12 protein-coding genes and 2 pseudogenes are annotated in these 15,420 nt (G+C 36.3%); 2 read left to right on the top strand and 12 right to left on the bottom strand.

Features of this window, described 5'->3' with window-relative positions; all coding sequences use genetic code 11:
* Positions 1-18: 18 nt before the first annotated feature.
* A complete protein-coding gene (locus LKE46_RS16540; protein WP_291724937.1) occupies positions 19-1,410 on the top strand; it encodes a PLP-dependent aminotransferase family protein in 1,392 nt (463 codons plus the stop codon).
* Between the two features lie 129 nt (positions 1,411-1,539).
* Here the strand turns inward: LKE46_RS16540 and LKE46_RS16535 are convergent.
* The 9 genes and pseudogenes from LKE46_RS16535 to LKE46_RS16495 form a co-directional block, all read right to left on the bottom strand.
* Positions 1,540-2,169, bottom strand: a pseudogene (locus tag LKE46_RS16535) (altronate dehydratase); the annotation flags it as partial.
* Between the two features lie 129 nt (positions 2,170-2,298).
* Positions 2,299-3,303 carry an electron transfer flavoprotein subunit alpha/FixB family protein gene (locus tag LKE46_RS16530; protein ID WP_291724935.1) on the bottom strand — a complete coding sequence of 335 codons (1,005 nt, stop codon included), beginning with the start codon at positions 3,301-3,303 and terminating at the stop codon, positions 2,299-2,301.
* A gap of 16 nt (positions 3,304-3,319) precedes the next feature.
* Complete coding sequence (locus LKE46_RS16525; protein WP_291724933.1) at positions 3,320-4,099, bottom strand: electron transfer flavoprotein subunit beta/FixA family protein; 780 nt, start codon at positions 4,097-4,099, stop codon at positions 3,320-3,322.
* Positions 4,100-4,111: 12 nt separating this feature from the next.
* A complete protein-coding gene (locus tag LKE46_RS16520; RefSeq protein WP_291718319.1) occupies positions 4,112-5,251 on the bottom strand; it encodes an acyl-CoA dehydrogenase in 1,140 nt (379 codons plus the stop codon).
* Positions 5,252-5,648: 397 nt separating this feature from the next.
* On the bottom strand, positions 5,649-6,788 hold the full coding sequence (locus LKE46_RS16515) for an acyl-CoA dehydrogenase family protein (RefSeq protein ID WP_291724931.1): 1,140 nt from the start codon (positions 6,786-6,788) through the stop codon (positions 5,649-5,651).
* Between the two features lie 26 nt (positions 6,789-6,814).
* Positions 6,815-8,365, bottom strand: a complete 1,551-nt coding sequence (locus tag LKE46_RS16510; protein WP_291724928.1) for an acyl CoA:acetate/3-ketoacid CoA transferase — start codon at positions 8,363-8,365, stop codon at positions 6,815-6,817.
* Between the two features lie 65 nt (positions 8,366-8,430).
* On the bottom strand, positions 8,431-9,207 hold the full coding sequence (locus LKE46_RS16505) for a short-chain-enoyl-CoA hydratase (protein ID WP_291724925.1): 777 nt from the start codon (positions 9,205-9,207) through the stop codon (positions 8,431-8,433).
* A 170-nt stretch (positions 9,208-9,377) separates the two neighbouring features.
* On the bottom strand, positions 9,378-10,682 hold the full coding sequence (locus LKE46_RS16500; protein ID WP_291724922.1) for a GntP family permease: 1,305 nt from the start codon (positions 10,680-10,682) through the stop codon (positions 9,378-9,380).
* A 336-nt stretch (positions 10,683-11,018) separates the two neighbouring features.
* Positions 11,019-11,432, bottom strand: coding sequence for a MarR family winged helix-turn-helix transcriptional regulator (locus LKE46_RS16495; RefSeq protein WP_291724919.1), 414 nt, complete (start codon positions 11,430-11,432; stop codon positions 11,019-11,021).
* Positions 11,433-11,576: 144 nt separating this feature from the next.
* Between LKE46_RS16495 and LKE46_RS17805 the strand changes: the two are divergent.
* Positions 11,577-11,675: pseudogene (locus LKE46_RS17805) on the top strand (IS982 family transposase); the annotation flags it as partial.
* A 422-nt stretch (positions 11,676-12,097) separates the two neighbouring features.
* Here the strand turns inward: LKE46_RS17805 and LKE46_RS16490 are convergent.
* From LKE46_RS16490 to LKE46_RS16480, 3 genes are all read right to left on the bottom strand, one after another.
* Positions 12,098-13,507, bottom strand: coding sequence for a sugar porter family MFS transporter (locus tag LKE46_RS16490; protein WP_291724916.1), 1,410 nt, complete (start codon positions 13,505-13,507; stop codon positions 12,098-12,100).
* Between the two features lie 89 nt (positions 13,508-13,596).
* Positions 13,597-14,394 (bottom strand): 5-deoxy-glucuronate isomerase, encoded by a 798-nt coding sequence (locus LKE46_RS16485; protein ID WP_291724914.1) that lies wholly within the window; start codon positions 14,392-14,394, stop codon positions 13,597-13,599.
* Between the two features lie 128 nt (positions 14,395-14,522).
* Entirely contained in the window at positions 14,523-15,362 is an 840-nt protein-coding gene (locus LKE46_RS16480) for a sugar phosphate isomerase/epimerase family protein (RefSeq protein ID WP_291724912.1), read from the bottom strand.
* Positions 15,363-15,420 lie beyond the last annotated feature (58 nt).

Raw genomic sequence — 15,420 nt, 5'->3', positions numbered from 1 at the left:
TTAGAGAGAAGATTATACATGATTTACATAAATATTGATAGAGAATCAAAGGATTCTCTTGCAAAGCAGATATATAGTTTCATTAAAGAATCTGTACTTTGTGGTACATTACAGCCGGGAGAAAAGCTACCATCATCACGGGAATTATCTAAATATCTAAATATAGCAAGAAATATGGTGGTTGAAAGCTATGAACAACTGATATCCGAAGGATATGCTTATTCCAAAAGTGGTTCTGGCACATATGTTTCTGACGGTATTCAATTTCAAAGAGTAGGAATAGGAAATATACAAAAAGAGAAGAATAATAAAAAGCACCAAAGCTCCAACATCATATCTTTTCGTACAGGTATTCCAGATTTAGATGAGATTCCAATAAAAAAGTGGGCACAAATGTATCATAATATTGCCCTTGACATAAAACCATCTCAAATGGATTATCAAAATCCCTTTGGTGATTATGAATTAAGGACACAAATTTCGCTTTACTTGAATCGCGCCAGAGGTGCCTGCACATTTCCTGAGAATATTTTAATAACAAATGGTGCTGCTCAATCGTTTAGCTTATTGTGCCAACTAGTACCTCCTGATTGCTATGCTTTAGTTGAAAACCCCTTGAGCTATGGTATTCTTCATACTTTGGAAAGTAATCATATACAAATAAAGCCGATAAGACTTGATGAACATGGTATGGTTACATCCGAATTACCAGATAATCCCCCCAGACTTATTTTCACTACCCCAAGTCATCAATTTCCAACAGGTGTCATTCTTCCTGTTGGAAGAAGAATTGAAATGATACGATATGCTCAAAAACACAATGCCTACATTGTAGAAGATGATTATGATAGCGAATTCCGTTTTGATGGTAATCCAATACAATCGATGCAGTATTTGGATCCTGAACGGGTTGTCTACGTAGGAACATTTTCTAAGACCCTCATGCCAGCGTTACGTATAGGATATATGGTTTTACCCAATTGCCTTTGCAAGCAAATGAAAGATGCAAAATTTGTAGCAGACCTGCACTCTCCGATCCTTGAACAATTGACATTGGCAGAGTTTATTGAAACCGGCCTTTTTGAACATCATATTAGAAAAATGAGAAAATTGTATCTAAAAAAAAGAAATCATTTAATTTTCTGCCTTAACCATACATTTGATAGTCATGTGGCAATCTCTGGTGCAGAAGCAGGTCTGCATTTTGTGGCATCTTTTGATGATACATGTTTCAACAATATCCTTATGCATAAAATTGAAAACAAAGAAATACAGATTGCTGCAATTAATAAACACTATTTATCCACGAAACCTTATACGCCATATGACCATTCTCTGATTTTTGGCTACGGAAATACTAAAATTGGGGAAATGGAGAAAGGAATTAAAATTTTATCATCTATATTGTAATATACCGTCATGCTAAACTCGTGTTCAAAGAAGCCCTAGCAGTGACAGTGAGAAAAGGTGTCAATGAGGGTATGAGCAGTCAGCATGAAAGATAAAAAGGACTTGACTGAAAAGTCAAGTCCTTTCACATTACAATGTTACACCAGTTTTAAATATTGCTATTTCCCTGAAATCATTCTTTTCGTTATTTACCTTTTCTCCACTAGAAACTTTGATAATATACTGGATAAAATTTTCAAGAACATCTTTTCTTGATGAATCTTCAACCAAAACCCCTGCATTGAAATCAATCCAGTGAGGTTTCTTCTTAAAAAGCGCTGAATTTGTAGATATCTTCATCGTTGGTACAAAACTTCCAAATGGAGTTCCTCTGCCTGTAGTAAACAGAACCAACTGGCAGCCAGCTGCTGCAAGAGCTGATGCCGCAACCAGGTCATTTCCAGGTGCACTTAAAAGATTCAGTCCCCTAATTTTGAGTGTCTCCCCATATTTCAGCACATCTACAACTGTAGCAGTCCCTGATTTCTGAGTGCATCCAAGTGATTTATCCTCAAGCGTAGTTATACCACCTACCTTATTTCCAGGCGAAGGATTTTCATATATAGGCTGATTGTACCTAATAAAATACTCTTTAAAATCATTTATCAAGTGAACTGTCTTTTCAAACACACCATTATTTTCCGCCCTATTCATAAATATTGTCTCTGCACCAAACATTTCAGGAACTTCAGTCAATATTGTAGTGCCTCCCTGTGCTATTCAATACTTTCCTTACTCTTTACAAATGTTATATATTTTAGGAAGTAACAGACTACACCCTGCAAGACAGATGCATATCATCCTGCAGGGTGTAGTCTATTACCTCTAAATTATTAAATTCAACAACAATTACTCATTCAAAGCTTTAATCTGAGTTACAAGTTCAGGTATGACCTTGGTATAGTCTCCTACAATGGCAAGGTCAGCCACCTTCATTATTGCAGCATTTTCATCCTTGTTTACAGCCACAATATATCCACTGTCCTGCATGCCTGCCAGGTGCTGTATTGCTCCTGATATTCCAACTGCTATATAGAGTGCCGGCCTTACCGTCTTCCCGGTTTGTCCAACTTGATATGCCTTGTCTATCCAGCCATTGTCAATAGCAGCTCTGGAACCACCTACAGTTCCCTCAAGCACATCTGCCAGTTCCTTCAGAACTTCAAAGCCTTCCTTGCTTCCAAGCCCTCTTCCTCCGGATACAATTACCTTTGCTTCTCCAATATCCACTACGTCCTTTGCAAGTTTCACTACTTCCTGTACCTTTATCCTTATGTCGTCCTCTGAAACATCTGCGCTCACTTTTTCTATCCTGTCAGCCTTCACATCGGCTTTCTCAAGTTTATCGAAAACCCCCGGCCTTACTGTTGACATCTGCGGTCTGTGGTCCCCGCAAACTATTGTTGCCATAAGATTCCCACCAAAAGCCGGTCTTGTCATCATGAGATTGTTCGTCTCCGCATCTATGTCGAGTCCGGTACAATCGGCTGTAAGTCCCGTAACGAGTTTGGCTGCCAGTCTTGGTCCCAGATCTCTTCCAATGAAGCTTGCACCTATAAGTACTATTTCCGGTTTTTTCTCTTCTACAAGGTCTGCAATTACCTTTGTATATCCGTCCGTAGTATAGTGTTTCAATAGCGGACTGTCTGCATACAGCACCTTGTCTGCTCCATACGCAGTCAATTCTTCTGCGGCATCATCTATATCGCTTCCGAGAAGTACTGCAGTCAGATCAACCTTTAATTTGTCTGCAAGTTCTCTTCCTTTTCCCAATAATTCCAGAGCTACTTTTTGAAGTTCACCGTCTCTCTGTTCAGCAAATACCCATACACCTCTGTAGTCTGCTATATTCATTACGAATCCCCCCCAATTAAATAACATGCTTTTCTTTTAATTTTGAAATTGCATATGCTGCTGCTTCTTTTACCGGCTTGTTGACAATCTCTCCTGCCCCTCTTGCTTCTTTTGTAGCTGATCTCTTTACCTTCGTAGGAGAACCTTTAAGTCCAAGACGTTCCCTGTCAACTTCAAGATCGGCAGCGCTCCACACTTTTACTTCCTTGTTGAAGATTTTAAATATATTCTTCATATGCATATATCTTGGATTGTTCAATTCTTTTATAGCAGTAAGCAGTACCGGCGTATTGACTTTCACTGTTTCATACCCGTCTTCCCATGCTTTTCTAACTGTAACCGTACTTCCATCCACATCGACCTTTTCTACATAAGTTATCTGCGGTATTCCCAGAAATTCTGCTATTTCAGGTCCAACCTGTGCGGTATCTCCGTCTATTGCCTGTCTTCCTGCAAAAATTATATCGTAGTCCAGTTTCCTGAGTGCTCCTGAAAGTGCATATGCTGTGGCGCAGGTATCTGCTCCTGCAAAAGCCCTGTCAGATATGAGTATTGCCTCGTCTGCACCCATTGCAAGTGCTTCCCTCAGTGCCGACTCTGCCTGGGGTGGTCCCATGCTTATTACTGTAACCTTTCCACCTGTTTTTTCTTTAATTGCAATTGATTCCTCAAGTGCATTCTTGTCATCTGGATTTATTATCGAAGGAACACCTTCTCTTATAAGCGTTCCTGTTTTTGGATCTATTTTGACTTCATTTGTGTCCGGTACCTGTTTTAAACAAACAACAATATTCATTAGGCGTTCCTCCTATTTAAATATATTTCCTGAAATGACCATTTTCTGTACTTCCGAGGTTCCTTCATATATTTCAGTTATCTTTGCATCTCTCATCATTCTCTCTACTGGATAGTCCTTTGTATATCCATATCCTCCAAAGAGCTGTACAACCTTTGCTGTAGTCTCCATGGCAACATTTGCTGCCATAAGCTTGGCTCTTGCTGCATCTACTGTATAGGATACATGTGCATCCTTGCTCAATGCTGCCTTGTACACAAGGTATTTTGCAGCCTGTATTTCAGTATCCAGATCGGCAACAGTCCATGCCAGCCCCTGGAACTTGCTAAGTGATCTTCCAAACTGTTTTCTTTCTTTCATGTATTCAACTGCTTCCTCCAGGGCGCCTTCTGCTATTCCAAGTGCCTGTGCTGCTATACCGATTCTTCCTCCATCAAGAGTCTTCATTGCTATTCCAAAACCTTTTCCTTCTCTTCCTACAAGATTCTCCTTTGGAACTATACAGTCCTCGAATATCAGCTCCGTAGTTGATGATGCCCTTATTCCCATTTTGTTTTCAAGTTTTCCTATTGAAAAGCCCGGCATTCCCTTTTCAAGTATGAATGCTGATATGCCATGATTTCCCTTGCTCCTGTCTGTCATTGCAAATACCACGAATATGTCTGCAGCTCCACCGTTTGTTATGAATATTTTCTGACCGTTCAGTATATAATGGTCTCCTTCAAGTACAGCCAGACTCTGCTGTCCGGATGCATCCGTACCTGCATTGGGTTCTGTAAGTCCAAATGCACCTATCTTTTCTCCCTTTGCAAGGGGAACCAGATATTTCTGTTTTTGTTCTTCCGTGCCGAACTGTTCGAGAAGCGATGCACAGAGCGATGTGTGTGCCGAGAGTATGACTCCCGTTGAGGCGCAGGCCTTGGAAAGTTCTTCCACAGCTATTATATAAGACAGGGTGTCTCCACCCGCCCCGCCATATTCCTCCGGGAAAGGTATCCCCATCATGCCGTATCTGGCCATCTTTTCTACTGTTTCTCTTGGAAACCTTTCTGTCTCGTCTATTTCGGCAGCCAGGGGTTTGACTTCATTTTCTGTAAATTCTCTTACCATTTGTTTTACAAGTTCCTGTTCCCTAGTCAATGTAAAATCCATTCATTTTACCTCCTTATATCTTTTAATTGACAACTATGTGTTAATAATTTGTCAGCTCTCCAGAGAATTTCAATATTTTTTATTCTAGGAAGAACATTTTTTCATTATATCGTCCTCTACATCACCTCCTTATATCACCCCTCTATTTTATGCCATTCAAGTGGCAATTATTATGTAGATTGAATGAATTTGTTTGTGTTAACGTTTAATTTAATTTTACTTGCATACAAAAAATTTGTCAACAATCATTGTAAATTTTTTAACATAATATTTGAAAAATATTATTACGAAAAACACCCTGTAAGATGATGCACGCTATCTCCCGTGCCCATCTTACAGGATATAATTTATTACTTATCAACTCATTAAATTCAACAAATAATTTTAAAACACAAGATTATCTGAAAAGCTGTCCACTTATTATCAGTTTCTGTATTTCATTTGTTCCTTCATATATCTGAGTTATCTTGGCATCCCTCATCATTCTCTCAACTTCATACTCTCTCATGTATCCATTTCCACCAAACATCTGAACTGCTTCAGTTGTTACGTGCATGGCTGCATCCGTGCATGCTATTTTTGCCTTTGCTGCAGGTACACCATACGGTCTTCCCTCCTGTTTGTCTATAGCTGCCTTGTAGAGAATATATTTAGCCTGTTCTATTTCAAGATCCAACTCTGCCATCTTGAATGCTAGATACTGCTGTTTGAACAGTGGTCTTCCAAACTGAATTCTCTCTTTCATATATTGTTTTGCAAGTTCGAAGGCTCCCTCTGCTATTCCAAGTCCCTGTGCTGCTACACCTATTCTTCCTCCGTCCAGTGTGCTCAATGCTATTTTAAGTCCTTTTCCTTCTTCAGATACCAGATTTTCTGCAGGTACTTTGCAGTTATCGAATAATAATTCTGATACTTGTGCTGCTTTTATTCCGCATTTATCCTCAATTCTTCCTATTGAAAATCCAGGATATCCTTTTTCTACTATAAATGCCGACACACCTTTAGGTCCCTTGCTCTTGTCAGTTATTGCAAATACCAGGAATGTTTCTGAAAGAGGTCCGTTTGTTATAAAGCACTTAGTACCATTTAATATATAGTAATCCCCTTTTCTGTCAGCTGTTGTTACTGCCGCAGACGCATCTGAACCGGCCCCTGGTTCCGTCATTCCAAAAGAACCAAATTTCCTGCCTGTCAATAAATCCGGAAGATATTTTTTCTTTTGTTCTTCCGATGCATTATTAATTATTCCACCTGCACACAAAGATGTTGTAACTGAATAGGATATTCCCATGGAGGCATGTACCTTTGATACCTCTTCTACTGCAATTGCATAAGATAAATAATCTGCTCCATAACCACCATATTCTTTTGGATAAGGAAGTCCTATAAATCCAAGTTCACCCATCTTCTTGTATACATCTACAGGGAATTCACTAGTCCGGTCGTTCTCAATTGCTATCGGTTTCAATTCCTTTTCAGCAAAATCTCTAACTTTTTTCTGTATAAGCTTCTGATCTTCCGATAATTCAAAATTCATATGTGTATCCTCCTAAAATTTATAATTTATTTTTTTAATCCCATCAATTTATCATAAAAAATTCTTTCGTCCATTGTCTTTACCTTGTCTATCTTAGGTTTGAATTCCATCAGTCTAAGTATATCCTTTTCAATATCCACTCCCGGAGCCACTTCGGTAAGATACAATCCGTCACTTTTCAATTCAAATACAGCTCTTTCAGTTATATACATAACAGGCTGTTCTGTCTTTCTTGCATATTCCCCACTGAATGTAATTTGCTCAACTTCACTTAAAAACTTGGATACCTTTCCTTCTTGAGTTATCTTCAGTTTTCCATCTCCTGTTTCTATCTTCAATCCACCTGCGGTAAATGTACCGCAGAAAAATACTTTTTTTGCATTTTGGGTTATATTTATAAATCCTCCGCAGCCGGCTATACGTGGTCCAAATTTACTTACATTTATATTTCCATATTTATCTGCCTGCGCCAGGCCTAAAAATGCGAGATCAGTTCCGCCACCATCATAGAAATCAAATTGGTAAGCCTCATCTATAATCGCCTCTGCATTTATACTTGCTCCAAAAGCCGATCCTCCTTCAGGAACGCCTCCTATCGGTCCTGCCTCTACAGTCATAGTCATATACCCGCCTATTCCTTCTTCATTGGCTACAAGAGATATAACCTCCGGTATTCCTATACCAAGATTTACAACTGCATCCGGCTTAAGTTCCATAGCTGCCCTTCTTGCTATTATTTTTCTTGCATTTAGCTTAGGGCTTTCTATGTTCCCAACAGGTATTTTTACTTCACCTGTCAACGCAGGATCAAATCCTTTACAACCGAAAAATTGTTCATGATATTCAGGTTCGGCGACTACAACCACATCAACATATATACCCGGTATTTTTACAAGTTTAGGATCCAATATACCTGATGCTACTACTTTTTCAACCTGCACTACTACAATTCCACCTGTATTTTTGCAGGCCTGTGCTGTTGAAAGTACATCTATGGTAGCTACTTCTCTTTCCAGCGAAATATTGCCATTCTCATCTGCATATGATCCTCTCAGAAAACATATATCAATAGGGAAGGATTTATAAAGCAGCTTTTCTTCTCCTTCTATATTTATGAGTTTTACTATATCTTCCTTGGTTATATCGTTTAATTTTCCTCCTGAAATTCTTGGATCCACAAACGTATTCAAACCAACATGAGTTATAGTTCCAATTCTCTTTCCCGCAATATCTCTATACAGCTGAGATATTGTACCTTGAGGCAGATTATAGGCTTCTATTTTATTCTCAACTGCCATTTTTCCCAATGCAGGTGACAGATTCCAGTGTCCACCAACAACTCTTTTTATAAGCCCTTCATGTGCAAAATGATCAGCACCCTTGCCTTTACCATCTCCCTGGGCAGCTGAATACACTAAAGTCAAATCTCTTGGATGACCTGTCTCCTTAAAACGGTTTTCCAGTGCTATCGTAAGTGCCTCAGCTTGTAAGCTTCCTACAAATCCACTGGTAACGATCAAGTCTCCATCATTAACCAATTCAGCTGCTTCAGAAGATTTTAAAAATTTTAATCCCATTATAAACCACTCCTTTTACAATTTCGCAAAGTTAACAAACAAATATTGAAAGTACATGATTTAACTTAACGGTCTTTGAAGTTGGCTTTTCTCTTTTCCAGGAAAGCATTCATACCTTCTTTTTGATCTTCTGTAGAGAAGCACAATCCAAATGAATTTGCTTCGTATTTAAGTCCGGCCTCTAAATCTACATCAAGGCCATTATTTATTGAAGCCTTGGCCAATCTAACCCCCCACGGTGATTTGCTCATTACTTTCTTTGCAAATTCCTCGGATTTCTGTATCAATTCATCAGGCTCAAAAACTTTATTTGCAAGTCCTATACGATATGCTTCCTGAGCATCTATCATGTCAGTGGAAAATATCAATTCTTTTGCTATACCTTTTCCTACCAGTCTCGGCAACCTCTGAGTACCTCCAAAACTAGGTAGTATGCCGAGGTTAACTTCTGGCTGTCCAAATTTAGCTTTCCTGGAAGCAAATCTTACATCACAAGCCATAGCAAGTTCGCAGCCACCTCCAAGTGCAAATCCATTAACAGCTGCTATGACAACTTGAGGTAAATTTTCTATTTCCGAAAATACTCTTTGTGCCAGTCTTGAAAAATTCGCTGCTTCTATGGAATTAAGCTTGCTCATCTGAGCTATATCTGCTCCTGCTACAAAAGACTTTTCTCCAGCTCCGGTTATTATTACTGCTTTAATATCCTGTTTCTTGGATATTTCATCCACAACTGAGCCAAGTTCTGTCAGTGTATCACTGTTGAGTGCATTGAGTGCCTTAGGTCTGTTGATAGTAACATAAGCTATACCGCTTTCCTCTTTAAAAAGAACATTTTCCATTATATTACCCCCACTTTATGCCATTTAGATGGCAATTATTTTATTAATTCAGTAAATTTATTTATGTTAACGTTTAATTTAATTTTACTTGTATGCAAACTATTTGTCAACAAGTATTTTAGAAAATTTTATAAAAATAATTAATTTACATGGATTACATATTTATTATATTACATTAGAAACCCATATATGACAGTAGCCGTCAGACATATACTTCCTCCAACTATTGACTCATAAGGTATAAGTTTCATACGATCCGATATATCCATTTTGACTGACTGAGCAGATACCAAGAAAAAATTTCCATGTGGCAGGTGATCTATTACTACAGCACCAGTATGGACCATTACTGCTGCACTTATAGGCGCTACACCCATTGCCAAAATTGCCTTTTCAAATGATCCTGTGGCCAAAATTGCACCGGTAGATGTGGAACCAGTAGCAGCCGCCATTAATATACCTGAAATTGGAGCCAGCAATGTTCCGGATATACCTGATGTCTTAATAATATTTACTACAATTGAACTTAAATTAGAATTGGAAATAATACCTGCTATAGATCCTGCTCCAATTAGTAGAATTGCTGTACTGGACATCATATTCAATCCTGATGCAGTATATTTAAGGATATTTTTAGCTTTTCCCATGGCTACCAATCCAACCAGACCAGCTACAGGAAGAATTATCATGGAATCTATGCTGATCTTCTTGAGAAATTCTATATTCAAAATGCTGCCAATGGGGTTTATACCTAATAATACAATTGCCACTATAGGTGCAACCATAGCCTTTAAAAAGCTTGGTTTTTCTTCATTATCATTATCCGATGTTTTCTTTACAACTAAATCAGAGTCCTTAATCTGTGTACCCTTTTCACTCAGCAATTTACCAACAATACAAGTTACTATTAAACCAACTAAGGCAGGTATAAATCCTGCAATCATAACCTGGGTCAATTCCAGATTGAAACCTTTGGCCACTGCAATAGTATTTGGATTTGGTGACATTACATTACCGGCTTTTCCTCCACCAACCATGGTCAAAAGTACTGCAGTCTTTGAAATACCGACTCTCTTGGCTACAGATAATGCAATAGGTGCTACTATAATAATTGCAACAGTTACAAACACTCCCACGGCAGTTATTATCAAAGTTGCAAGAGCAATAGCCAATAACGCCTTTTTCTCGCCAAGTTTCTCCACTATGGTTTCAGCAATCTTTTCAGCTGCTCCAGATTCAATAAGCACCCCTGCCAATATTCCAGCAGTTAATACACGTACTACAGCAGGCATTACACTATTGGTACCATTGATAATGACTGTAACTGTCTGATTTAAACTTGCACCACCTACGACTCCACCTATAAGTGAACCTGCAAAAAGAGCATATACAGCATTTACTTTTTTTAGAATCAATACTATTGCAAGAACCAAACCAAGTACAGCACCCCACCAACTAATAGCAATTCCAATCATTTTATATACCTCCACCCTTTTGAATTTTTTAAACCTTTACAATTCAAATAACACTTAATATATATTCTTATATTATTTTACCTTGTATACAAATTATTTGTCAACTAATAATTTGTATACAAGAATTGCTGGCACTATATATTGAAATATGGTTTATGGAGAAATTATATGAATTTTATAGATAATAATTCTATGTTTAAATGGCATGAAAATGCTCCCTTCCAAATACACAAGTTTTTATTGTTTCACTTGTCCACTTAGAAGGGAGCATATCAAATTGTGTACCAGCAATTAACATTTTAAAAGTTAGATCAAGATATCCCAGAACATAGAAAATTATCTATTTGCTATTAATCTCAAAAATTCTTTAAACTTTTCCCTATCTTTTTCTGGGAATATTCCAAGCATGTATTCGTTAAATCTATCCACTACCCCCTCTATCGGTTTTTGTAGTTCGAGCCCTTTGTCTGTAATAACAACCTTGAGTGTCCTCCTGTCTTCAGGATTTTCAGTTCTTTTTAAAAGTTTCTTGTTCTCCATTCTATCAAGTATTCCAGTAATAGTAGATCCATCCAATCCCAAAACGTCCGCCATTTGTTTAGGGGTCTGACCACTTTGGGTCCAAAGACATTTCAATATTCCGTATTGGACCGGGGTGACATCAAATTTTGCAAGATCAGATTTTAAATATTGGAATACATTGTGCTGTGCCTTTGTCAATAAAAAGTTTATACATTCGTTCAATTCCATATTAGAAACCTCTCATTTTTAGTTAATAGGTATTATTATATTATAATTTAGAATCATTTGTCAACAAGCAAATAAAAAGCATGCTTTAGGGTGCATAAATTATTTCTGACACAGTTTTTAGGAATCAGCATAATTATTTCGTTTTTTATCTTAACTCCTGCCAATATTGATGATCACGCAGCAGTATGGGATTTAACATCATTCCTATCCCCGGTAACTATAATAGGGGATAAAGGATATATTTGAGATAGATTTATTTCAGAACTAAAATCTAAAACAAAAATCAATCTTATCGCCATGAATTGGTTAATTTTTCTTAAAAGCATATGATAAAGTTTTTAGGGTTACTTTAGCTTATTTCTATGGAGTATATATCCTATTTATCAAAATTTATCTTTTAGCACAACAGGTTAATTTGTATTTACATTTCGCTCAAAACAGGACATTTTTTAATAGGAAAATCAAACACCTTATAATAAAATATTGCTCTTTATTGTATAATTTTTATATAATAAAGAACAATATCTTTCTAAGTAGTAGGATTAGTCAGTTCAAACAAAATTAGAAGAAAGTAAATTATAAAAGAAATTTTCTTACCTTAAATTTATAAAAATATACTGCACCTATAAATTATCTTCTATTTTACTTAACTGAAAATTTTTAATCTAATTTTTTAATGGCAATTCTGAATTATCTGTTTTATAATTTCTAAAGGATTCTTCTATTTCTTCCAGTGATTTGTTAAGTGTTTCTGGTACAAATTTGTATGTGTATATCCAGGCTATAACTCCAAGTATAACAAATATAATAAACGCACCTGATAATCCAAATGTTGACAACAACGTAGGAAATACAAGTCCAACACAAAAATTAGCTGTCCATAAGAAGAATGCAGATATCCCCATGCCAAATCCTCTTAATCTAAGTGGAAATATTTCAGATAATACAAGCCAAATTACTGGTCCAACAGTCCCTTGGAAAAAGGCCAGAAATGACATGGTTAGAATAATTACTAAATATGGGAGTATACTCCATCCTTCTAATAAATTTGTAAGCACAGCTATTGACAACATAGACAACGTACTTCCTGTATATCCAATAAGCAACATGGATCTACGTTTAATTCTATTTGCAAAAAATCTCATATAGACTATTGTGGCTATAACTGCCATAGATCCATTACCTATATTGGCAATCAATGCTGCCCCAACTCCAAATCCAGCCTTTTCCAAAACGGTTGTTCCATAATACATCATTATATTAATTCCTGCTATTTGTTGTATAATACCTATTCCTATTCCAATCAATATAAGACGTCGAATCCATGGAATGTTTAAATCCTTAAAAGTAGCACGATTTAGATTTTTTTCTTTTTGAATATTTTCCTGTATTCCTTTAAGTTCAATTTCTGCTTCTGTTTCACTACGAAGTCTTTTTAAAATTTCCAATGCCTTTTGGTTTTTTCCATTAGCAGCCAGCCATCTTGGTGTCTCAGGAACCACCATCATCCCAAACCATAATACAACCGCAGGAATAGTAGCTATTGCTATCATATAACGCCATATTCCTGGGTCGGAGAATAAATTTCCCAAGATAGCATTGAATACATATGCCAAAAGTTGTCCACTAACAATCATCAATTCATTTTGTGATACAATACTTCCTCGTTTATCTGTTGGTGCCATCTCGGATAAAAATGTAGGTACAATCACTGATGCCCCACCTACTGCTAATCCCAATATAAATCTACAACTAATTATAACTGATGCATTTGGTGAAATAGAGCACCCTATAGTAGCCAAAAAGAAAATAATAGCAAGAAGTTTAAGTATTGTTCTTCTTCCATATCTATCTGATAAATGTCCTCCAAATACTGCTCCTAAAGCTGCACCAAACAACAGAGCACTAGTAACAAGTCCCTCCGTCAAAGAATTTAAGTTTAACTGATCTGATCTTGTCATAAAAGTCAAAGCACCATTGATTACACCAGTATCATATCCAAATAAAAGCCCACCAAAAGTCGATATGATAGATATTCTTTTCAGAAACCTCTTTTTTTCAATACTTTGTTCCATTTTGATTCCCCCATATCTCCATTTTTATAATTAAATTCATATTCTAATGTTATTTGGAGTTTTGTGTTTTTTGTAATATATAAATAGTTTTATTTTTCAGGCCATATTCTTGCATTTTTGTCATTAGTCCATTCATATTCCTTATTAAAAACGGGACCTCTATATGGATTACCATCCAAATTTCTTATAATCCAGATATAATACATTGCATATCCCGGTGCCGCAACCTGTGGATGTCTTCTTTGATTCAATATTTTTACTGTATCGTTTTCTCTAACTATATTAACATTTTCTCCTAATTGTGAAAAACCATATCCTCCTTCTGGCGTAAATTTATAAAAATATATTTCTGGTTGTGGATGGTAATGTGGTGGAAAACTTGACCATTTTCCGGGGAAATTAACAACTTCTCCCAGAACAAGATTTGAATATGGTGCATTTGCAATATCAAATGCCGTCCTGACTATTCTAGTTGAACATTCATTCATAGTACCTTTTCCTCTTATTTCAGGTTTGCAATCTTCCTGTGTGTACAGTTTTGATTTAAATACTTTATTATTATATGTCATGATTACACCAACTTCTGAATTGTCACATGCTCCTGTAATTATTACATTTACTCCCTTTGAAACATGAAGTACCCATGGTTCTTCATCAAAGCAGTTCGTTCTCTTCACCGTTTTTTTGTTCCCCTCTAATTCAAATATAATTTCCCCTTGTATAAGAAGAAATGCCATTTCTTTTTTATCCTCCTTAAAAATTTCAGCTTGATTTTTTCCCAATCTCAATACACCAAAATCAACAAGTGCATTATCTTCAATTTCATCTATTTTAATTATGGAGTTGTATCCAAGCTTAAATTGTTCATTCTGTCTGATCTTGAGCATTTCAACTTCCTCCTGTTCACTCTTACTCAGAATCTCACACATTCCAAAGTCATATTTTTATAAATAAAATTTAAGGGTAGATACTTAGGTATCCACCACTTTACAGCTTTTTACTTTATAGAAATATACTAATCAATACTAAAATATTTTCCTATAACTCTTTCTGTCTTTTCTTTTCCAATCTTTATTGCATCTTCTATATCCAATTCATAATATTCAGGTCTAAATTCTTCTATGGATACCATATCGGAATAACCAATCTTCTTTAACGTACTCAATATTGAATCAAGGTCTATAGCACCTTCTCCAGGCCACAATCTGTCTTCATCAACTAGAGAGCCAATAGGGAAATCTTCTGTATCATCAATATGAAGTATAAATATCTTAGACCCATCAGCTTTTTGTAAATCCTCTATTCTTGATCCCATGGCATGAAAATGAAAACAATCCAAAACCAAACCGACATTATCCCTATTTACAGCTTTCACGATATCATATGCCTGTCCAAAAGTATTTATTGTGCATTGAGGATGTCCTACAAATTCTATAGCAAGCCTAATCCCATATTTATCTGCAATATCAGCTAGTTCATTTAATACCTTAACTGAACTTTTCTTGATTTGAGTCTTTGTGAATTTTTGTTCTCCTACAAGTGGAACAACTACTATGTTTTTGCATCCAATCTTCTGTCCAATTTCACACATACATTGCAATTCTTTTTTTATTTCTTGATATTCAGCCACACTTCTATTGTTGAAAAATACTAATGCATTAAATGCAAATGGTTTGATTCTATGAGTTTCAAAAAATCTTGCTAGATCATCAACACTATGATTCTTCAAGTACTCTTTTAATTTATCCATCGTCCTAATTTCAATCAATTCATATCCATGTTTTTCACATAGCTCCAGATCTTTTTCTAATGTTGATTTTTTCATAGTCGTTGCTTCATTAAAACATATTTTCATATTTCCCCTCCATATTTATTTTTTATTTTTAAAATTCAATACATACATACTAACAACT

Source organism: Clostridium sp. (assembly GCF_022482905.1).
GTDB lineage: Bacteria > Bacillota > Clostridia > Clostridiales > Clostridiaceae > Clostridium_B.
This window is presented reverse-complemented; position numbering and strand designations above follow the sequence as displayed.

Bases quoted from the DNA above. Each gene is read 5' to 3' on its own strand.
- LKE46_RS16485 (WP_291724914.1), bottom strand. From the start codon at position 14,394: ATGCTCAAGATCAGACAGAATGAACAATTTAAGCTTGGATACAACTCC.
- LKE46_RS16510 (WP_291724928.1), bottom strand. From the start codon at position 8,365: ATGGGATTAAAATTTTTAAAATCTTCTGAAGCAGCTGAATTGGTTAAT.
- LKE46_RS16520 (WP_291718319.1), bottom strand. From the start codon at position 5,251: ATGGATTTTACATTGACTAGGGAACAGGAACTTGTAAAACAAATGGTA.
- LKE46_RS16540 (WP_291724937.1), top strand. From the start codon at position 19: ATGATTTACATAAATATTGATAGAGAATCAAAGGATTCTCTTGCAAAG.
- LKE46_RS16480 (WP_291724912.1), bottom strand. From the start codon at position 15,362: ATGAAAATATGTTTTAATGAAGCAACGACTATGAAAAAATCAACATTA.
- LKE46_RS16495 (WP_291724919.1), bottom strand. From the start codon at position 11,432: ATGGAATTGAACGAATGTATAAACTTTTTATTGACAAAGGCACAGCAC.
- LKE46_RS16525 (WP_291724933.1), bottom strand. From the start codon at position 4,099: ATGAATATTGTTGTTTGTTTAAAACAGGTACCGGACACAAATGAAGTC.
- LKE46_RS16500 (WP_291724922.1), bottom strand. From the start codon at position 10,682: ATGATTGGAATTGCTATTAGTTGGTGGGGTGCTGTACTTGGTTTGGTT.
- LKE46_RS16530 (WP_291724935.1), bottom strand. From the start codon at position 3,303: ATGAATATAGCAGACTACAGAGGTGTATGGGTATTTGCTGAACAGAGA.
- LKE46_RS16490 (WP_291724916.1), bottom strand. From the start codon at position 13,507: ATGGAACAAAGTATTGAAAAAAAGAGGTTTCTGAAAAGAATATCTATC.
- LKE46_RS16505 (WP_291724925.1), bottom strand. From the start codon at position 9,207: ATGGAAAATGTTCTTTTTAAAGAGGAAAGCGGTATAGCTTATGTTACT.
- LKE46_RS16515 (WP_291724931.1), bottom strand. From the start codon at position 6,788: ATGAATTTTGAATTATCGGAAGATCAGAAGCTTATACAGAAAAAAGTT.